The organism is Mesorhizobium sp. B2-4-19, from assembly GCF_006441315.1.
Classification (GTDB): domain Bacteria; phylum Pseudomonadota; class Alphaproteobacteria; order Rhizobiales; family Rhizobiaceae; genus Mesorhizobium.
Window position 1 is genome coordinate 368,269 of record NZ_VFUV01000002.1, and the last position, 19,653, is coordinate 387,921.

General features: G+C 64.2%; 19 protein-coding genes. 13 read left to right on the top strand and 6 right to left on the bottom strand.

Annotated elements, in window-relative coordinates:
* Positions 1-41 precede the first annotated feature (41 nt).
* Together FJ546_RS04980 and FJ546_RS04985 are read left to right on the top strand one after the other, a co-directional pair.
* Positions 42-533 (top strand): universal stress protein, encoded by a 492-nt coding sequence (locus FJ546_RS04980; protein ID WP_010913128.1) that lies wholly within the window; start codon positions 42-44, stop codon positions 531-533.
* Positions 534-679: 146 nt separating this feature from the next.
* Complete coding sequence (locus FJ546_RS04985) at positions 680-1,249, top strand: NifU family protein (RefSeq protein WP_140888337.1); 570 nt, start codon at positions 680-682, stop codon at positions 1,247-1,249.
* 144 nt (positions 1,250-1,393) lie between these two features.
* On the opposite strand, the gene FJ546_RS04990 is transcribed toward FJ546_RS04985, so the two are convergent.
* A complete protein-coding gene (locus FJ546_RS04990) occupies positions 1,394-2,011 on the bottom strand; it encodes a L,D-transpeptidase (RefSeq protein ID WP_140888338.1) in 618 nt (205 codons plus the stop codon).
* 226 nt (positions 2,012-2,237) lie between these two features.
* On the opposite strand from FJ546_RS04990, the gene cueR reads away from it, so the two are divergent.
* The 3 genes from cueR to FJ546_RS05000 all read left to right on the top strand — a co-directional run bounded on the left by cueR (position 2,238) and on the right by FJ546_RS05000 (position 4,391).
* Positions 2,238-2,660 (top strand): Cu(I)-responsive transcriptional regulator, encoded by a 423-nt coding sequence (cueR, locus tag FJ546_RS04995; protein ID WP_027047690.1) that lies wholly within the window; start codon positions 2,238-2,240, stop codon positions 2,658-2,660.
* A 905-nt stretch (positions 2,661-3,565) separates the two neighbouring features.
* Positions 3,566-3,733, top strand: coding sequence for a hypothetical protein (locus tag FJ546_RS31085; RefSeq protein ID WP_019862884.1), 168 nt, complete (start codon positions 3,566-3,568; stop codon positions 3,731-3,733).
* Between the two features lie 157 nt (positions 3,734-3,890).
* Positions 3,891-4,391 (top strand): MmcB family DNA repair protein, encoded by a 501-nt coding sequence (locus FJ546_RS05000; RefSeq protein WP_179295823.1) that lies wholly within the window; start codon positions 3,891-3,893, stop codon positions 4,389-4,391.
* Between the two features lie 24 nt (positions 4,392-4,415).
* Here the strand turns inward: FJ546_RS05000 and nhaA are convergent, their stop codons facing one another.
* The 5 genes from nhaA to FJ546_RS05025 form a co-directional block, all read right to left on the bottom strand.
* Complete coding sequence (nhaA, locus tag FJ546_RS05005; RefSeq protein ID WP_140888339.1) at positions 4,416-5,612, bottom strand: Na+/H+ antiporter NhaA; 1,197 nt, start codon at positions 5,610-5,612, stop codon at positions 4,416-4,418.
* A 269-nt stretch (positions 5,613-5,881) separates the two neighbouring features.
* Positions 5,882-6,445: an ActR/PrrA/RegA family redox response regulator transcription factor gene (locus FJ546_RS05010; RefSeq protein ID WP_010913121.1), complete on the bottom strand. Its 564-nt coding sequence runs from the start codon at positions 6,443-6,445 to the stop codon at positions 5,882-5,884.
* 64 nt (positions 6,446-6,509) lie between these two features.
* Positions 6,510-7,841, bottom strand: a complete 1,332-nt coding sequence (locus tag FJ546_RS05015) for an ActS/PrrB/RegB family redox-sensitive histidine kinase (RefSeq protein ID WP_140888340.1) — start codon at positions 7,839-7,841, stop codon at positions 6,510-6,512.
* A 26-nt stretch (positions 7,842-7,867) separates the two neighbouring features.
* The gene (gene hrpB / locus FJ546_RS05020) at positions 7,868-10,330 is read right to left on the bottom strand and encodes an ATP-dependent helicase HrpB (RefSeq protein WP_140888341.1); all 2,463 of its coding nucleotides are present in this window, start codon (positions 10,328-10,330) and stop codon (positions 7,868-7,870) included.
* Positions 10,331-10,377: 47 nt separating this feature from the next.
* On the bottom strand, positions 10,378-11,268 hold the full coding sequence (locus FJ546_RS05025; protein WP_140888342.1) for a DMT family transporter: 891 nt from the start codon (positions 11,266-11,268) through the stop codon (positions 10,378-10,380).
* Positions 11,269-11,295: 27 nt separating this feature from the next.
* Between FJ546_RS05025 and FJ546_RS05030 the strand changes: the two genes are divergently transcribed.
* From FJ546_RS05030 to FJ546_RS05065, 8 genes are all read left to right on the top strand, one after another.
* The gene (locus tag FJ546_RS05030; RefSeq protein ID WP_140888343.1) at positions 11,296-11,994 is read left to right on the top strand and encodes a PIG-L deacetylase family protein; all 699 of its coding nucleotides are present in this window, start codon (positions 11,296-11,298) and stop codon (positions 11,992-11,994) included.
* Positions 11,995-12,226: 232 nt separating this feature from the next.
* On the top strand, positions 12,227-13,558 hold the full coding sequence (locus tag FJ546_RS05035; protein ID WP_140888344.1) for an ABC transporter substrate-binding protein: 1,332 nt from the start codon (positions 12,227-12,229) through the stop codon (positions 13,556-13,558).
* Between the two features lie 142 nt (positions 13,559-13,700).
* Positions 13,701-14,648 (top strand): sugar ABC transporter permease, encoded by a 948-nt coding sequence (locus FJ546_RS05040; protein ID WP_095771946.1) that lies wholly within the window; start codon positions 13,701-13,703, stop codon positions 14,646-14,648.
* Entirely contained in the window at positions 14,645-15,595 is a 951-nt protein-coding gene (locus tag FJ546_RS05045) for a carbohydrate ABC transporter permease (protein ID WP_140888345.1), read from the top strand. The genes FJ546_RS05040 and FJ546_RS05045 overlap by 4 nt, the downstream gene beginning before the upstream one ends.
* A complete protein-coding gene (locus FJ546_RS05050; RefSeq protein ID WP_095771666.1) occupies positions 15,592-15,798 on the top strand; it encodes a hypothetical protein in 207 nt (68 codons plus the stop codon). The genes FJ546_RS05045 and FJ546_RS05050 overlap by 4 nt, the downstream gene beginning before the upstream one ends.
* Positions 15,799-15,800: 2 nt before the next feature.
* A complete protein-coding gene (locus tag FJ546_RS05055; RefSeq protein WP_140888346.1) occupies positions 15,801-16,913 on the top strand; it encodes an ABC transporter ATP-binding protein in 1,113 nt (370 codons plus the stop codon).
* Positions 16,906-17,919: an ABC transporter ATP-binding protein gene (locus FJ546_RS05060; RefSeq protein ID WP_140888347.1), complete on the top strand. Its 1,014-nt coding sequence runs from the start codon at positions 16,906-16,908 to the stop codon at positions 17,917-17,919. The genes FJ546_RS05055 and FJ546_RS05060 overlap by 8 nt, the downstream gene beginning before the upstream one ends.
* A gap of 72 nt (positions 17,920-17,991) precedes the next feature.
* Positions 17,992-19,635 carry a dihydroxyacetone kinase subunit DhaK gene (locus FJ546_RS05065; RefSeq protein WP_140888348.1) on the top strand — a complete coding sequence of 548 codons (1,644 nt, stop codon included), beginning with the start codon at positions 17,992-17,994 and terminating at the stop codon, positions 19,633-19,635.
* Positions 19,636-19,653 lie beyond the last annotated feature (18 nt).

Here is a 19,653-nt window from a genome sequence, read left to right on the forward strand (position 1 = left end):
CGGTGGCAGATTGCGGCCGAAAACGCACCGAGTAGATAGACATGGTCTCCAAACGCCTCAGCCGCGAAGCCGGTCATCGCAGGAAATTCCTGACGATCATCGACGATACGCCCGAGTGCGAGCGCGCCGTCGCCTACGCCTCGAAGCGGGCGCAGAGCACCAGCGGCACGCTGGTGCTGCTCTATGTCATCGTACCGGACGATTTCCAGCATTGGCTGGGCGTCGAGAAGATCATGCGCGAGGAGGCGAACGCCACGGCGCGCGCGGCTCTCGATGGCTACGCCAACAAGGTACGCCAGAAGCTCGGCATCGAGCCGGAGATGGTGGTGCGTGAAGGCAAGCCGACGGAAGAGATCCACAAACTGATCGAGGAGGACCAGGACATCGCCATCCTGGTGCTGGCGGCCGGCGCCGGCAAGGAGGGTCCCGGGCCGCTGGTCGGTGCCGTGGCCGGCAAAGGCGCCGCCTTCCCCATTCCGGTCACGGTGGTGCCGCAGAATCTGTCCGACGAGGAGATCGACAGCCTCGCTTGAAGCCCGCCCAGGATTCTGTCCCCCAGCCAGCAAAAACATTCCGCCAGCCAACCGTTCGGGCGACGCGTTTCGCTTGAATGTCCAGCCGATAAAGCCTATTTAGAACTATTCCAAACTATATGCCCGTAACGGGCACGGAGACGGCCATGTTCATCCAGACCGAATCGACGCCCAATCCGGCGACGCTGAAATTCCTGCCCGGCAAGGAAGTGCTGGTGGAAGGTACTGCCGATTTCCGCGATGCCGACAGCGCGGCAACAGCCTCGCCGCTGGCCGGTCGGCTGTTTGAAATCCCCGGCGTCACCGGCGTCTTCTTCGGTTACGATTTCATCACGGTGACCAAGGACGGTCCCGACTGGCAGCACCTGAAGCCGGCGATCCTCGGCGCCATCATGGAGCATTTCATGTCTGGCGCGCCTGTCATGGCGAATAGCGGCCCGGCCGCGGAGACCAGCCAGACCGGCGAGTTCTACGACAAGGCGGACGAGGAACTGGTCATTACCATCAAGGAACTGCTCGACACCAGGGTGCGCCCGGCGGTGGCCCAGGATGGCGGCGACATCACCTTCCGCGGCTTCGAGAACGGCACGGTGTTCCTGCATATGAAGGGCGCCTGCGCTGGCTGCCCGTCATCGACGGCGACGCTGAAGCACGGCATCCAGAACCTGCTCCGGCATTTCGTGCCGGAAGTGCAGCAGGTCGAACAGGTCGCCTGACCGCCCCATTGCCAGCACGACTTCAGTCGTAAAAAACAAAAAACCGGGCCGAATTGCCCGGTTTTCTGTTTGGGACGTCCGTTGTTGCCTAGACGGTCCGCGTATGAACTTGTCTTCTCGTGATCCCGCGAGGGATCATGGTCCTTACATCACGATGACCTTGGCGCCGACCGAGGCGCGGTCATAGAGATCGATGATGTCCTGGTTCATCAGCCTGATGCAGCCGGACGACATCGCCTTGCCGATCGAATTCCATTCCGGGCTGCCGTGCAGGCGGTAGCCCATGTCGCCGCCCTTGTTGAAGAGATACATGGCGCGCGCGCCAAGCGGGTTCTTCAGGCCCGGCTCCATGCCATTGGCGAACTTCGTAAGTTCCGGCTGGCGCCTGATCATTTCGCGGGGCGGCGTCCAGGTCGGCCATTCGCGCTTCAGCGCGATATGGGCGGTGCCGTGCCACTCGAAGCCTTCGCGACCAACGCCGATGCCGTAGCGGATCGCGAGGCCGTCAGCCTCGACGAAGTAGAGGTACTTGTTCTGCGTATCGACGATGATGGTGCCCGGCTTTTCCTTGGTGTCGTAGTTCACTTCCTGCCGGTGATACTGCCTGGGCACCTTTTCGATCGGGATGCGCGGCAGTTGGTAGCCAGCATCGGTCACTGCGCCGTAGTCGTTGGAAAAGATCTGCCCGCCGATGGTGCTGCAGCCGGCGATGGCCGTGGACAGCGCCAATGCGGCAATTATTGCAAGCGACTTCATGCGCATGAGATGATCCGGTGCCCTGCCCAAACGTCAGCGGCACGAGTCGGCCGCTTTCTTGCCTTCATTCATGCTGGCATTTGCTTTGCTTGCCAAGCGCACGATGCCTATATGCTGGGACTTACGTGCCGGTCAGCGTATCGGTATGGCATTTCGGCAACAGCCTTCACCGGATTGTGAAGGAAATTCAATGGGCCTGACTCGCAGGCCCGGCAAAATCGAGGACAACGCCATGAATGTCGGCGACGCCGCCCATCGTTCAGGCCTGCCGGCCAAGACCATCCGCTACTATGAGGAGATCGGCCTGATCGCGCCGGCGCGCGCCGCCAACGGTTACCGCGATTATTCCGGTGACGACATCCATCGGCTGACCTTCCTGCGCCGCGCGCGCAACCTCGGCTTTTCCATCGACGATTGCCGCCAGCTGATGGCGCTTTACCAGGATCGCGGCCGCGCCAGCGCCGACGTGCGCGAGATCGCCGCCGCCCATGTCACGGCCATCGAGGAGAAGGTGCGCGAGCTGCAGTCGATGCGCTCGACCCTGCAGAAACTGATCCACGCCTGCCATGGCGACGAGCGGCCGGATTGCCCGATCCTGGATGACATGGCAGGGGCCGCGGCGCCTGGCGACAAGGCCGTCTCAGCGAGACCATAGCAGACCCTAGCAAGGGATTTCGGGCAGACCGACTGAGATGGCTTTCCGTCATGCACCGCATTGGGTGCCGTTGTTCGCCCTCTGCCGGCCGGGACGGCGCGCCATTACGTTAGACAATGCTTATAGACTCATCGCCAGAGCGGCGGCATTCTCCCCTCCGGAGGGGGGTGGATAAGTCTCGCTACGACAATCGTTCCGACCGCTGGCGAAGGCGCGCCAGAAGATTATGAGGAAGTCCGGCCAGGTCCGGTGGAACCAGGGACTTCAGTCTTATTTGCGCGATTGCTAATATACATATAGGTTAATCAGCGCGGGGACAATCACACCCAAAGCCCAAACCCGCAATGGCCGGTGCAGCCCCCTATAGACCCAAAGCCAAACTGCGCCGGCCATCCCGCCAGGCATATTCCTTACGCCAGCCCTTATGATCGCTACGACATAGGGCTCCGCAGAGATGAATACCAGACTGCCCCCAGCCGGATATTGCGCGATCACGGAAGGGCCCCTAGGGCTGGGGTTCGCCAACCCAATTGGCCGGCATAGAGCGATTGCATAATCGACAGACCATTGTTCCGCGAGCGATCGCGCCTTGGATGCGCCGCTTGCCACGCACCGCAGGAACGACCCGGCACACTCGCAGTCGGGGGGACATGGGGTCGTGCCGGGTCGTTGCGGGTCAGGCTTTTGGGATCGTCTCCGCACTGCCTAAGCTATATGCCTATTAGCTTCAGCTCAATTAAGACTGAAGTCCCGCCCACGGACTGCCCAGCTTCAGAGAGCAGAACCTGTTCCGCACTTTTTCACGGATGAATATTTAGGGCCTATACACCCAAAAGAAGTCAGGATCGGTTCTTGAAGGCTTGATTTGAAGGGCATACCGTCAGCCCAATGGGCTTGGTGACACAATGTTGAACGACGAAAAAGACAAGCAGTTTTGGGCTTTGGACCTGGACGCTCTGCGCAAGGCTTTCGACACCTACGTTCAAGAGCACAAAACCACGGCGGCGGAGTGGGGGGAACATGCCAAGCGGTTCCTCGAAAAACAACGCGTTCGTCAGCGCGAATCGAACTGATTCCCAGCCGCAGGGATCTGCATCGGTCCTGTAGTGTTCCACTGGATAAACTCGACTTTCCTCCTGCCGGCGCCATTCGGTCGTAGGTCTGTCAAATACATAATCGCCCGTCACAAAAGGGTTCAAACCGTGAACAAAATCTGGCATGGTGCCTGCCATGCCGATCATTTCCCCCATCGCAATCAACCCCCTCATCGACGGTCGCCAGTCCGAACGCGCCATGCTGGTGCGGCGTGGCGTGCAACGTCTGCTCATGGCGATGGGCGCGCATGTGCTGCCTGAACTGTCGCTGGCCACCGGCCGCCGCGCCGACCTCGTGGCGCTGACCCGCCAGGGCGACATCTGGATCATCGAGATCAAATCCTCGATCGAGGATTTCCGGGTCGACCGCAAATGGCCCGACTACCGGCTGCACTCCGACCGCTTCTTCTTCGCCACCCATCCCGGCGTGCCCTCGGAGATCTTTCCCGAAGAGTGCGGCTTCATCCTCTCCGACGGCTATGGCGCCGAGATCCTGCGCGAGGCGCCAGAGCACCGCATGGCGGCGGCAACGCGCAAGGCGCTGATGCTGCGCATCGCGCGCGCCGGTGCGGCTCGGCTGCTGGCGGCGGAACTGGCCGGCGTCTCGGTGCCGGCGCTGGAGGGGGAGAGCGAATAGTTCGCGGAACCGCGAACCGTGCCGCTACTCCGTCTCTTCTTCCACACCACTCGCGGCCGGCGCCATCAGCAGCACGGCGGCGCCGAGGATGGCGGCGATGAAGGAGCCGGCGAGGATGCCGACCTTGACCGCATCCTGCAGGGCCACGTCGCTGGCAAAGGCGAGCAGGCCGATGAACAGGCTCATGGTGAAGCCGATGCCGCAGAGCAGCGAGATGCCGATCATATGCGACCAGCCGGCATGGGCCGGCAGGTCGGCCAGGCCGAGCCTTATGGCGAGTGCCGAGGAGCCGAACACGCCGACCAGCTTGCCGACCACCAGGCCGGCGGCGACGCCCAGCGTCAGCGGCTCGATCAGTGCGCCAAAACTCAGGCCGGCGAGCGAAACGCCGGCATTGGCGAAGCCGAAGATCGGGATGACGAAAAAGGGCACGATTTTGTGCAGGCCATGCTCGAGCCGGTGCAGCGGCGAATGGTCGAGATCGTGGCCGATCCCGGCGGAGCGCTCGAGCGGAATGGTCAGCGCCAGCGCAACGCCGGCAAGCGTGGCGTGGATGCCCGATTTCAGCACCAATACCCACAGGATTGCGCCGAGCACGAGATAGGGCACCAGCGTCACCACCCGCATGCGGTTGAGCACGACAAGCACCGCAATGACTGCGAAGGCGGCGCCGAGATAGATAAGCGACAGGCCGCTCGTATAGAAGATGGCGATGATGATGACGGCGCCGAGGTCGTCGATGATGGCGAGCGCGGTCAGGAAGACTTTCAGCGAAGCCGGCACACGGCTGCCGAGCAGCGACAGCACGCCAAGCGCGAAGGCGATGTCGGTGGCGGTCGGGATCGCCCAGCCGGAGAGTGCCGCCGAATTGTTGCGGTTGATCAAGACATAGACCAGCGCCGGGACCACCATGCCGCCGGCCGCCGCGATGCCGGGCAGGACGCGGCGCGGCCAGGTCGACAGCTGGCCGTCCAGCATCTCGCGTTTGATCTCCAGCCCGACGAGCAGGAAGAACACCGCCATCAGCCCGTCATTGACCCAGTGCGAGACGCTGAGCGGGCCGAGATAGGCATGGAGAACGGAGAAATAGGTTTCGGCGAGCGGTGAGTTGGCGACGATCAAGGCGAGTGCCGCCGCCACCATCAGGATGATGCCGCCGGCCGCCTCACTGTCGAGGAATTCGCGGAAGACGGAACCCGGTCGCTGCTTCAAATCCTGCATGTCGCCTCCGTTAAGCCGCCCTGCCTATTGGCCGGAAATCTGTGACCCAATGATGCGCAACATCACTGGCGAAGCAAGGCGTACAAGTTCACACCGGTAATCCAAGCCTCGAAAATTGGCCGACACGCCCATCGCTCCCATGCCATGGCTTTGAAGCGTCGCAACGGTGCGGATTCCGCCCCGCCGCATCCTTCGGCCGAGGTCGCGGCATGGATCCTTGGGTCTTCGCGCCGCTTTGCGTCGCTACGCCCAAGGATGACGACGCTCGTTCAGCGCGGCGCGCGCTTGGCCAGTATCCGCTGCAGCGTGCGGCGGTGCATGTTGAGCCGGCGCGCTGTTTCGGAAACGTTGCGCTCGCACATTTCGTAGACGCGCTGGATATGCTCCCAACGCACGCGGTCGGCCGACATCGGGTTTTCCGGCGGTGCGGCGCGCTCGCCCGAGGTGCGGGTGAGGGCGGCGAAGATGTCGTCAGCGTCGGCAGGCTTCGACAGATAATCGACGGCGCCAAGCTTCACCGCGGTCACCGCGGTGGCGATGTTGCCGTAGCCGGTCAGGATGATGGTGCGGGAATCCTCGCGCTTCTCGCGGATGGCGGCGACGACATCGAGGCCGTTGCCGTCGCCGAGCCGCATGTCGACCACGGCGTAGGCCGGCGGATTGGCGCGGGCCTTGCCCACGGCCTCCTCGACGCTCTCGGCGGTCTCGACCACAAAACCCCTGGTTTCCATGGCGCGGGCGAGACGCGTGAGGAACGGCTTGTCGTCATCGACGATCAGAAGCGAGGTGTCCTCGCCTTCAACCATTGCGCCAATATTTTCATCGCCTGTCATTGTCGTAAGAATTCCTGCTGCCTTAATTTTACGCAGATATAGTTTTGCGCCGCTATTGTCCAATTTACGCAGTGTCAAACATGGTGGCCGGGGCCGTTTCCGGGTTCAGGTAGACCGATCTCGGCCACGAAATCTGCACCACGGCGCCCTCGCCCAGGCCGCTCGAATTGCGGAAATCCAGCGTGGCGCCCGAGCGTTCGAGCAGAGTCTTGGCGATGAACAGGCCGAGTCCCAGGCCGCCGCCGGCCTCGGTGCCCTGGCGCGTCGACATATAGGGCTCGCCGATGCGGTCGATGATTTCGGGCGGGAAACCAGGCCCGTCATCGATGATCGAGAAGGTGACGGTCGCCTCGTCCCAGCTCCAGCGCACGGTGACGCTCTTGCGGGCGAAGTCGACGGCGTTCTCGACCAGATTGCCGAGGCCGTAGATGACGCCCGGATTGCGGCGCCCGACCGGCTCCGGGCCGGTGCGCTCGCCCGGGCGAAGCTTGATTGAGATGCCGAAGTCGCGATGCGGCGCGGTGACCTCCTCGACCAGCGAGGTCAGCGGCAAGCGGGACAGATGCGCCTCGCCCTCCGACGAAAGGCTGGTCAGGCGCTTGAGGATTTCGCGGCAGCGTTCGCTTTGCGAGCGCAGCAGCTTCACGTCTTCCCCGTATTTCGGGTCGCTGCCGAGCGCCTTTTCCATCTCCTTGGCAACGAGCGTGATGGTGGCGAGTGGCGTGCCGAGCTCATGCGCGGCCGCCGCCGCCAGGCCGTCGAGCGCCGAAAGGTGCTGTTCGCGCTGCAGCACCAGCTCGGTAGCGGCAAGCGCATTGGCCAAAAGCCGCGCTTCGGCGGCCACCCGGAAGGCATACATGGCGGTGAAGGCGATCGAGGACAGCACCGCCATCCACATGCCGGCGACATAGATGAAAGGCATGGCCAGCGGCGCGCCTTCATACCAGGGCAAAGGCAGATGGAAGAACACCAGCAAAGTAGCCGCCAGCATCACCAGCCCGCCGAGGATGGCGGTGAGGCGTAGCGGCAGCGACGTCGCCGAAATGACGACAGGCACGGTCATCAGCAGCGAAAACGGATTGGTCAGGCCGCCGGTCATATAAAGCAGCCCGGCAAGCTGCAGGCTGTCGAAGATCAGGATGCCGAAGGCGGCAAACGGAGTGAGCCGGTGCGCCGCCGGAAAGCGGAAGGCCAGGAACAGGTTCATCCAGGCCGAACAGGCGATCAGCGCGAAGCACAGGCTGACGGGGAGCGGGAATTTCAATCCATAGGCGACGACGAGCACCGCCACGCTCTGGCCGACAATGGCCAGCCAGCGCAGCCGGATCAGCGTGTTGAGGCGCAGCCTTTGGCTCTGCTGAAAATCGGGCGCGTTCAGGATGTTGATCATGGCCATGGATTACAGCCGGGAAAGCAGGAGCGCTAGCTCCCGCGTGGCTTGGCACGGGCAGTAGCGGCGGCAAGCAGCGGATTTTCCGGCCAGACATGCTTGGGATAGCGCCCGCGCATGTCGGCGCGCACATCGGCCCAGGAGCCGCGCCAGAAGCCGGGCAGGTCGCGTGTCGTCTGGATCGGCCGGTGCGCCGGCGACAGCAACTCGAGTGTCAGCGGCACGGTGCCGTTGGCAATCGAGGGGTGGCGGTCGAGGCCGAACAGCTCCTGCACGCGCACCGCCAGAACTGGCCATTCGCCGTCATAGCGGATCGGCACATGGCTGCCGGACGGCGCATCGAAATGCGTCGGCGCCAGCGCATCGACCTTGCGCTGCAGCTCGTGCGGCACGAGCGAGGCCAGGGCGGCCGAGACAACTCCGGGATCGATGGCGGCCAGGGAAGCCGCCCCCGACAGGAAGGGCAGCAGCCAGTCGTCGAGGCGTTCGACCAGCGCTTCATCCGACATGTCGGGCCAGGGTGCGCCGAGGCCACGATGCAGCCAGGACAGCCGCTGGCGCAGCGTCTCGGTCTCCTTGCTCCAGCCGAGCAGCGACAGGCCGTGCTCGCGCAGCGCATCTATTATGGCGCGGTCGGCATCGGCGCCTGAAGGAGCCGGCAGCATCCGTTCGGCGAGCGTGATGGCGCCGAGGCGAACGGTTTCACGCACACGCACGGCGCGGCGCTCGCGATCGAAGCTGGTCTGCCGACGCGTTTCGATCCGGTCGGCCAGCGTAGCGCGGATGTCGTCCTCGCTTATTGCCGCGGCAGCCGCGATGCGGGCGTTCTGCGCCTTGCCCTGCAGGTCGGCGACGACCAGAAACGGCTCGCCGGCTAGCGGGTCGGCGGCATCGAGCATGGCGCCGGAGCCATTGGCCAGCACGAAGCGGCCTCGCTCGCCACGCGCCTTGGCGACGCGGTCCGGCCAGGCGTTGACGAGAAGAGAACCCGCGTGCGCGGCTTCGCTGTTTTTCGTCCCGCCCACCTGCTTGGCCAGCCTCTCCGCGAGTTGCCGCGCGGCGGTGGCGCGGGGCGATCTTTCCCCGCGAAAGCGCATCAGCCGTCGCTCCAGATCGGCGCCGTCGCCGCCAAGGCCGCGTTCGGTGAGCAGTACGGCCAGCATGGCCGCCTCGCCCGCATGGCCGCTCCTGGCGGCCTCGGCAACCATATGCGCCAGCCGCACCGGCAGAGCGAGCTTGCGCATCGAAGCGCCCGCTTCCGTCAAACGCCCTGCCTCGTCGATGGCATGCAGCGCGCGTAGCAGCACCCTTGCCTCGTTGAGCGCCGGCGCCGGCGGCGGATCGAGGAAGGCGAGACCGGTCGGATTGGCGACGCCGAAGGCGGCACAGTCGAGCAGCAGGCCCGAAAGGTCCGCTTCGAGGATTTCCGGCGGCGTGAAGGCGGGAAGTGCCGCCGTCTGTTCGGCGCGCCAGAGCCGGATGGCGACACCGGCCTGCGTGCGCCCGGCACGGCCGGCGCGCTGGTCGGCGGAGGCCTTGCTGACACGCACCGTCTCCAGCCGCGTCAGGCCGCTCGCCGGCTCATAGCGCGGCAACCGCGACAGGCCGGAATCGATGACGACACGCACGCCGTCGATGGTGATGGAGGTCTCGGCAATCGACGTCGCCAGCACCACCTTGCGGCGGCCCGGCGGCGCCGGCTTGATCGCGGCGTCCTGCGCCTTGCCGTCGAGCTGGCCATAGAGCGGGACGATGTCGGTGTCGGCGCCGACCTTGCCGGCCAGCCGTTCGGAGGTGCGCTCGATCTCGCGCTGGCCGGGCAGGAAGGCAAGCACGCTGCCGCTCTCGTCGGCAAGGGCGGCGCGGATCGCCTTGGCCATCGCATCCTCGATCGGGACACCGGCCGGCCGTTCGTCGTAGCCTATGTCGACTGGGAAGGCGCGGCCCTCGCTTTCGATCACCGGCGCGCCCGACAGGAGTTTTGCCACGCGCGCGCCATCCAGTGTCGCCGACATCACCAGCAGCCGCAGGTCCGGCCGCAGCGCGCCCTGCACGTCGAGCGCCAGCGCCAGGCCGAAATCGCCGTCGAGCGAGCGCTCGTGGAATTCATCGAAGATGACCGCCGAGACGCCGGGCAGTTCGGGATCGTCGAGGATCATGCGCGCCAGCACGCCCTCGGTGACGACCAGTATCCTGGTCTTGGCCGAGATGCGGCTTTCCATGCGCATGGCATAGCCGACCGTCGCGCCGGGCTCCTCATCCAGCAATTGCGCCATGCGACGCGCGGCGGCGCGGGCGGCGAGCCGGCGCGGTTCGAGCAGAACGATCTTGCCGGTCCCAAGCCATGGCGCATCGAGCAGCGCCAGCGGCACCAGCGTCGTCTTGCCGGCGCCGGGCGGCGCCACCAGCACGGCGCTGTTGCGTTCGGCCAGCGCCGCATCCAAAGCCGGCAGCACGGCGGATACCGGAAGCTCCGGCAGGGATCTTGTCGTCATCGCGTCCGCATATCAGCGGTCACGGTCACCGTGCAACCGGCGCCGGCTCAAAGCCGGGTGCGCGCAAACGGGTTCCAGCGCACGGTGCCCAGCCGCACCTCCTCGCGCACCATGGTCAGCAGGCCGGCCCCGCCGACGACCGCGAGGCCGACCAGCGACAGCCAGTCCGGGTATTCCCGGAAGAACAGCGCGCCGAGGATCACCGCCCAGACGATCTGCGAATAGTGCGTCGGCGCGATCCGGTTTGCGGGAGCGTATTTGGCGGCGAGCAGCTGCATGAATTGCCCGCCCGCGGTGAAGGCGCCGGCCATCGCCAGCCAGACGAGCTGCATGGCATTCGGCAAGGTGAAGGAGGTGGCCGCAGCGCCGGCCCCGTTGAACAGCAGACCATAGCCGACAAGCACGCCCAGCATCGAGGTGCGCTTTTCCTGCTGGGCGAGCGAGCGCAGCAGGATGACACTGGCCGCGGCGAGGAAGGCGTTCACGAAGGCGGCCAGGTGGCCGAGGTTCAATTCGCGAAAACCCGGCCGCACCACCAGCATCACCCCGGCAAAGCCGGCCACCACCGCCAGCCATCGCCATGGGCCGACCTTTTCCTTCAGGACGACGGTGGACAGGATGGTGACCAGCAAGGGCGCCAGGAAGATCAGCGCGTAGACTTCGGCGAGCGGAATGTGGGTGAAGGCATAGACGCTGAGCACACCGGAGGCGATGCCGGCCCAGGCGCGCGCCTGCACTGCCCATGGCCGCTTCATGCGCCAGAAATCGCGCCAGCGCTCGCCCGCCGGGCGGGTGAAGAACAGGAAAAAGCCGGCAAACAAAGTGGCGAAGAAGCCGATCTCGAAGACGGTGAACTGTCCGCCCAGGCTCTTGATAACGGCATCGCTGCCCGAATAGCTTGCATAGGCGATCAGGGCGAGCAGGATTCCGTTCGGCACGTTTTTCCATTTCCGGGAGAGAGTGGCTTGAAAATATTGGCGCTCGGTGCGCATCCGGACGACATCGAGATCTTCATGTTCGGTACGCTGGCCGCCTATGCGGCGCAAGGCGCAGAACTGACTTTTGCCGTGGCCACGGATGGGGCCAAGGGCGGCAAGGGTGATGCCACGGTCCTTGCCCGTGTCCGCCGCGAGGAGGCAACGGCGGCGGCGGCACTACTTGGCGCCGCGCCACGCTTTCTCGACTTTCCCGACGGCGAGCTGGTGGCCGATGCCGCGCTGATCGGCGCGCTGAAAACGCTGATCCGCGAGACCGGGCCTGAGCTGGTGATCACGCACGCGCCCAACGACTATCACGCCGACCACCGCGCGCTGTCGGACGGCGTGCGCATCGCGGCCTCGTTCGCGGTCCCGGTGCTGCACGCCGATACGATGGGCGGCACCGGGTTCTCGCCGACGCACTATGTCGATATTTCCGCCTACCGGGATATCAAGACCCAGGCGATCCGCATGCACCGGTCACAGCGGCCGGAGCAATATGTCGACCGGGCGCGCATCCAGAATGAATTTCGCGCCGGCCAATGCAACGCTGTTCCCGGTTCCCTGGTCGAGGCTTTTCGCTTCGAGCCTACATTTCCCTTCGCCGACATCCGCGCCCTGCTGCCGCCCGCGCCGCCGGTCCGGCCGGTGACGCCACAGACGAACGTCATCAGCGAGGCCGGCTGAGCCGCTGCCGGAGAAACATCCGGCGACCATTTCCCAACAATTTCAATCATCCGTTTCGTCATGTTGCGACGCAGCAACGAATTCGCTTGCGTTGTTTAGTAAAAATTGCATCACTAAACAAATTACTAAACATCTGCCGCGCCCCGGCGCCGCCATGTTTGGGCCTCTGAGGAGAGAGGTTGAGGGCTCTTGAAACCGTCATCCGGGCGCGTTTCGCAAATGGGAGGAAGGCATGAAATCGAGCTTGAAACTGGCGTTGGGACTGGCCTCGGCGATTGCAGCGTCGACAGCCGTCTCAAACGCCGCACACGCTGAAGACCTGACGCTTTGCTGGGCCGCGTGGGACCCGGCCAACGCACTCGTCGAACTGTCCAAGGATTTTACCAAGGAAACCGGCATAGGCATGAAATTCGAGTTCGTGCCGTGGACGAACTATGCCGACCGTTTTCTCAACGAACTGAACTCGCACGGCAAATTATGCGACCTGATCATCGGCGACAGCCAGTGGATCGGCGGCGCGGCCGAGAACGGCCACTACGTCAAGCTGAACGACTTCTTCGATAAGGAGAAGATCAGCATGGACGACTTCGTGCCGGCGACCGTCGTCGGCTATTCCGAATGGCCGAAGAACACGCCGAACTACTGGGCGCTGCCGGCCATGGGCGACGTCGTCGGCTGGACCTATCGCAAGGACTGGTTCTCCAAGCCCGAGCTGCAGAAGGAATTCAAGGAAAAGTATGGCTGGGACCTCGGCCCGCCGGCCACCTTCGACCAGCTGAAGCAGATCGCCGAATTCTTCCAGAAGCGGCAGATCGACGGCAAGACGGTCTATGGCGCCTCGATTTACACCGAGCGCGGCTCGGAAGGCATCACCATGGGCGCCATGGACGTGCTCTACAGCTACGGCTTCCAATATGAAAACCCGAAGAAGCCCTACGAGATGGAAGGCTTCGTCAATTCCGAGAAATCAGTGAAGGGGCTGGAATTCTACAAGGCGCTCTATGACTGCTGCACGCCGCCCGGTGCCTCCAACAGCTATATGGGCGAAGGCGTCGATGCCTTCAAATCCGGACAGGTGGCGATGCACATGAACTTCGCCTTTACCTGGCCCGGCCTGCAGAAGGACGAGAATGTCGGCGGCGACAAGATCGGTTATTTCGTCAACCCGAAGGGGCCCGACGGCGAGCAGTTCGCCCAGCTCGGCGGCCAGGGCATCTCGGTGGTGTCCTATTCCGACAAGCATGAATCGGCGCTGAAATACATCAAGTGGTTCGCCAACAAGGACGTGCAGGCCAAGTGGTGGTCGCTCGGCGGCTATTCCTGCCTAAACGCCGTGGTGAAGGACCCGAAATTCCCGGCCAGCCAGCCCTACGCGCAGGCCTTCCTCGACTCGATGGCCATCGTGAAGGACTTCTGGGCCGAGCCGAGCTACGCGCCTTTGCTGCAGGCCTCGCAGAAGCGCTTCCATGACTATGTCGTCGCCGGCCAGGGTTCGGCCAAGGATGCACTCGACGGCCTGGTCAAGGACTGGACCCAGGTGTTCCAGGACGATGGCAAGATGTAACCGGGGCAAGATGTAACCGGGGCAAGATGTAACCGGCTCCTCCCGAGCCAGACCGACGCGTCCCGTGCCACCCTTGGCACGGGACGCAGTTCAGATAAATTCCATCACAGAGACGACCCAAGTGACCGAAGCAGGACTGACCATGCTCAATCGGACCGCGGAGAACGTTGCCCGGGCGACCCCGGAACCGTTGGCCCGCAAGGTCCGGGGCATCAGCGACAAGGGCCTCGCCTGGCTGTTCATTTCGCCGACGATCCTGTTGCTGCTGGCCATCAACATCTTCCCGCTGTTCTGGGCGATCTACCTGTCCTTCACCAACTTCCGGGCCAACCGGCCGAACGAAGTGGTGAAGAATCTCGGCTTTGCCAACTATCAGCGCATCCTCGGCGACCAGGACATCTGGATCGCCATGCAGACGACGGCGCATTTCGTGTTCTGGACCATCCTGTTGCAGACGCTGATCGGCTTCACCCTGGCCTGGCTGATCGACCGGAAATTCCGCGGCCACGCTTTCTGGACGACGCTGATCCTGGTGCCGATGATGCTGTCGCCGGCGGTGGTCGGCAATTTCTGGCGCTTCCTCTACGAGCCGCAGATCGGCCTGTTCTCCTATGTCATCTCGTTCGTCAGCGGCATTCCACCGACAAGCATCCAGATGCTTTCCAACGTGTCGCTGGCGCCATGGTCGATCATCATCGTCGACACCTGGATGTGGACGCCCTACGTGATGCTTATCTGCCTCGCCGGACTGCGCTCCATCCCCGAATACATCTATGAGGCGGCCGAGGTCGACCGCGCTTCCAACTGGCGGCAATTCTGGTCGATCACGCTGCCGATGGCGCTGCCCTTCATCATGCTGGCGGTGCTGTTTCGCGGCATCGAGAACTTCAAGATGTTCGACATGGTGAACCTCCTGACCGGCGGCGGACCGGGCTCGACCACCGAGGTCGCCTCGATCACGCTGAAGCGGCAGGCTTTCGAGAGCTGGCGCACCGGCTATTCCTCGGCCTTCGCCATCATCCTGTTCGTGGCGGTGTTCGGGCTGGCCAACATCTACGTCAAGGCGCTCAACAAGGTGAAGCAGAGATGAGCCTGACCACTGCCCATTCGGTCGTCGCTCCGTCAGCGAATTCGAAGCGCATCGCCGGCGCGATCATCATCGCCTATGCGCTGATCTCGATCGTGCCGCTGTTGTGGATCTTCGCCACCAGCTTCAAGACGCCACCGGATTCGATCGCCTATCCGCCAAAAATCCTGTTCCAGCCGAGCATCGAAGGCTATTGCAACCTGTTCACGACGCGGACGCGGCAGACGCCGGAATACATCAACTCGCTGGGGCCGGCGACCGGCTTCTGCGACGAGACCGTGCGCAAGCGCAACATGGTGATCGCCGGGCCGTCCAACTTCCTGCCGCGCTTCCTCAACTCGCTGATCATCGCCTTCGGCTCGACCTTCTGCGCGGTCTTTCTCGGCACGCTGTCGGCCTACGGTTTCTCGCGCTTCAAGGTGCCGCTCGCCGACGACCTTCTGTTCTTCATCCTGTCGACGCGCTTCATGCCACCGATCGCGGTCGCCATTCCGATCTACCTGATGTACCGCGAGCTTGGCCTGTCGGACACCGCGCTCGGCATGATCCTGCTCTACACGGCGGTCAACGTGTCGCTGGCGGTGTGGCTCTTGAAAGGCTTCATCGACGAGATCCCGCGCGAATATGAGGAAGCGGCGATGATTGACGGCTACACGCGGCTGCAGGCCTTCTGGCGCACAGTGCTGCCGCAGGCGACCACCGGCATTGCCGCGACCGCGATCTTCTGCCTGATCTTCGCCTGGAACGAATATGCCTTCGCGGCACTCCTGACCTCGGGCACGGCGCAGACCGCGCCGCCCTTCATCCCGACCATCATCGGCGAAGGCGGCCAGGACTGGCCGGCCGTGGCGGCCGGCACGACGATCTTCCTGGTGCCGATCCTGGTTTTCACCATCCTGCTTCGCAAGCAATTGCTGCGCGGCATCACCTTTGGCGCGGTGCGCAAATGAGCATGACCAATCCCGTTAAACGCAAGTCGCGCTGGCCGGCCTGGGCCCGGCGCGGCCTGATGGAAAACATCGCGACCGCACTGATCGCCATCGGTTTCCTGATGCTGTTCCAGCCTTTCGCGCTGTCGCTCTACACCTATTCCTTCATCACCATGCTCGCCGGCACCGTGATGTTCATCATCGTCTCGAAGTTCCCGGAATAATCATGGCCGAGATCCGCGTTCAGCACCTGAGAAAGGCCTTCGGCGATTTCGTCGCCGTGCAGGACTCCAACTTCGTCGTCGAGGATGGCGAGTTCTTCGTCATGCTCGGGCCGTCGGGCTGCGGCAAGACGACGACATTGCGCATGATCGCCGGGCTTGAACTGCCGACCGGCGGCCAGATCCTGCTCGGCGGCGAGGACGTCACCATGCTGCGGGCACGCGAGCGCGACATCGCTTTCGTCTTCCAGCTGTTCGCGCTCTATCCGCACATGAATGTGCGCAAGAACATAGGCTTTCCGCTGCTGGCGCAGGGCATGCCGTCGGCCGAAATCCGCGCGCGTGTCGAAGAGACGGCGAAACTCCTGCGCATCGACCATCTGCTCAACAAGTCGGTCTCGGGGCTTGCCGGCGGCGACCGTCAGCGCGTGGCGCTTGGGCGCGCCATCGTACGGCGGCCGAAATGTTTTTTGATGGACGAGCCGCTCGGCACCTTGGACACCGAATTCCGCGACCTCATGGTCCATGAACTGCGCGAACTGCACAACCGCATCCACGCCACCACCGTCTACGTCACGCATGACCAGATGGAGGCGATGTCGATGGCCGACAAGATCGCCGTAATGAACCACGGCGTCATCGAGCAGTTCGGCACACCGCGCGAAATCTACGACCGCCCGGCGACCATGTTCGTCGCCGACTTCATCGGCTCGCCGCCGATGAATTTTCTGGGCTTCGGCGGCGGGCTCGCTAAAGGCGCGAAGGAAATCGTCGTCCAGGGCGCGAAGGTCGCGGTGCCGGAGGTGCGCGAGGATATCGCGCCGGCCGACATGGCGCTCGGCATCCGGCCCGAACATATCCGTTTCGACGACACTTCCAAGCTGCGCGGCGCCATCTACGGCACCGAATATCTCGGCACCACGCAGATCGTCGCGGTGGAAACGGCCGACGGCATCATCAAGGCGCGGGTGCCGGCTGAAATCCGGCTCAATGCCGGCGATCATGTCGGCCTGGCCCTGAACAGCGCCCGGCTGTCGCTGTTCGACAAGGGATCGGGCCGCGCGGTGAGAACCGCGGTCCACGACTCCGCCTCTCAGGGGAGAGCGCAGCATGGCTGACGTGCACATCAAGAACGTGACCAAGAGCTTTGGCGAGCATGTCGCCGTCAACGGTCTCGACCTGCACATAGCAGACGGCGAATTCGTCGTGCTGCTCGGGCCGACCGGGGCCGGCAAGACGACGACGCTGCGGCTGATCGCTGGGCTGGAACGGCCGGATGCCGGCAGGATCGAAATCGGCGGCCATAATGCGACGATGCTGTCGCCGGCCGAGCGCGACACAGCCTTCGTGTTCCAGCAGTACTCGCTCTATCCGCATCTGTCGGTCTACGACAATCTCGCCTTCCCGCTGCGCTCGCCGGCGCGGAAAATCCCCGAGGACCAGATCCGCCGACGGGTCGAGGACGTGGCAAAGATGGTGCGCATCCATCACAAGCTCGCCAACCGCTCGACCAAGCTGTCGGGCGGCGAAATGCAGCGCGTCGCCATCGGCCGCGCCTTGGTGCGCAAGCCCGCCATCTATCTGATGGACGAGCCGCTGTCGTCGCTCGACGCCAAGCTGCGTGCGGATCTGCGGCTGGAGCTGAAACGCATCCAGTCCGAACTCGGCGCCACCATGCTCTATGTCACGCACGACCAGATCGAGGCGATGACCATGGCCGACCGCATCGGCATCCTTGCCGACGGGGTGCTGGTACAGATCGGCTCGCCGCGAACCATCTATTCGGAGCCGGCAAACCTGCATGTCGCGGCAAGGCTCGGCCAGCCGGCGATCAATCTTCTGCCGACCGGCCTGCTGCCCGATGGCGGCGCGCCGGCCGGCACCAGGACGATCGGCGCGCGCACCGAACATCTGACGATCGAGAAAGCAATGAATGGCCATGCCGACGGCGTCGTCGACTGGGTCGAGCATCTCGGCGACCAGAATCATCTGCATGTGACGGTCGGGCCGAAGAAGCTGGTGACGCTGACCGACCCCGACACCGATCTGTCGCAAGGCGACAAGGTGGTGATCCGCTACCGCTCGCCGCTCTATTTCGGCGCCGATGGACAAAGATTGATGTGAACGGTTTCGGTGCTTGCCCGCCAAAGGGCAAGGCCGCCTCCGATTGACGATCGCGAATACGGGACGAATTCGATGAAGCACTTTTTCAACCGCAGGGAAACGATCGTCTCTGAGGCGCTGGACGGCCTGTTGCGCACCATCGGCTCGGGCGACCTCGCACGCCTCGACGGCTATCCCGAGATCAAGGTCGTGCTGCGCGCCGACTGGGACAAGTCGAAAGTCAGCGTCGTCTCCGGCGGCGGCGCCGGGCATGAGCCTTCGCATGCCGGCTTTGTCGGCAAGGGCATGCTGACGGCGGCGGTCTCCGGCGAGATCTTCGCCTCGCCGAGCGTCGAAGCGGTGCTGGCGGCCATCCGCGCGGTCACCGGCCCGGCCGGCTGCCTGCTGATCGTCAAGAATTACACCGGCGACCGGCTCAATTTCGGCCTGGCGGCGGAGAAGGCGCGCGCCGAGGGCTTTCGCGTCGAGATGGTGATCGTTGCCGACGACATAGCTTTGCCTGACATCAACCAGCCGCGTGGTGTCGCCGGCACGCTGTTCGTGCACAAGATTTCAGGCCATTTGTCGGAGGCCGGCCATGATCTGGCCGACATCGCGGCAAAGGCGCGGGCGGCGGCAAAGGATATCGTTTCGCTCGGCATGTCGCTGTCGTCCTGCTCGATCCCCGGGCAGCCGCATGAAGACAGGTTTGGCGCGGACGACGGCGAACTTGGCCTGGGCATTCATGGCGAGCCGGGCGTCGAGCGGATTGCCTTGCAAAGCGTCGACAGGCTGGTCGCGATCATGGCGGAGCGCCTCTCGGCAAGGCTCGACACGAAGGCAAGCCATGCCTTGCTGATCAACAATCTCGGCTCGGTGCCACCGCTCGAAATGTCGCTGGTTGCCAATGCGGTGCTGGCCTCGCCGCTGGCCAAGACGGTCAAGCTGACGATCGGCCCCGGGCCGCTGATGACGGCGCTCAACATGAACGGCTTCTCGCTGTCGCTGATCCGGCTCGATGCGGCGCGTGAAGCCGCCCTGCTGGCGCCGGTCGGCCCGCAAGCCTGGATGCCGGCCAAGCCGGTCGCGGCGCCTGTCATCGTGCCGATGGCGAAAGCAGCCGGACAAAGTGCTGCGCACGAGGCCAGCCAGCATGCCGGCACCAGGCGCCTGATCGTCACGGTCTGCGAAAGACTGATCTCGCTCGAAGCGACATTGAACGGGCTCGACGCCAAGGCGGGCGACGGCGACACCGGCTCGACGGTGGCGACCGGCGCGCGCAGCGTCCTCGCTCGGCTCGACACGCTGCCGTTGGCCAACCCCGCTGCGACGCTTGGCGCGATAGGCGACATATTGAGCGCGTCGATGGGTGGTTCCAGCGGGGTGCTGCTGTCGATCTTCTTCACGGCGGCGGCGCAGGCGCTCGGCGGCGGGGACAGCTTGTCCAAGGCGCTGCTTGCCGGACTTGAGCGGATGACCTTCTACGGCGGCGCCAGACCGGGTGATCGCACCATGGTCGATGCGCTGGAGCCGGCGCTGAAGGCGCTTGATGCCGATGGCCCGGAGGAGGCAGCAACGGCGGCGAGGCGCGGTGCCGAGGCCACGGCCGCCATGGAAAAGGCGAAGGCCGGACGGTCGGCCTATGTCGGCACCAAATTGCAAGGTGTGGTGGACCCCGGTGCCCATGCGGTGGCCGAGGTGTTTTCGGCCGCCGCCACGCTGCTCGTCACGGCCTAACGCATGCACCAGTTGTCT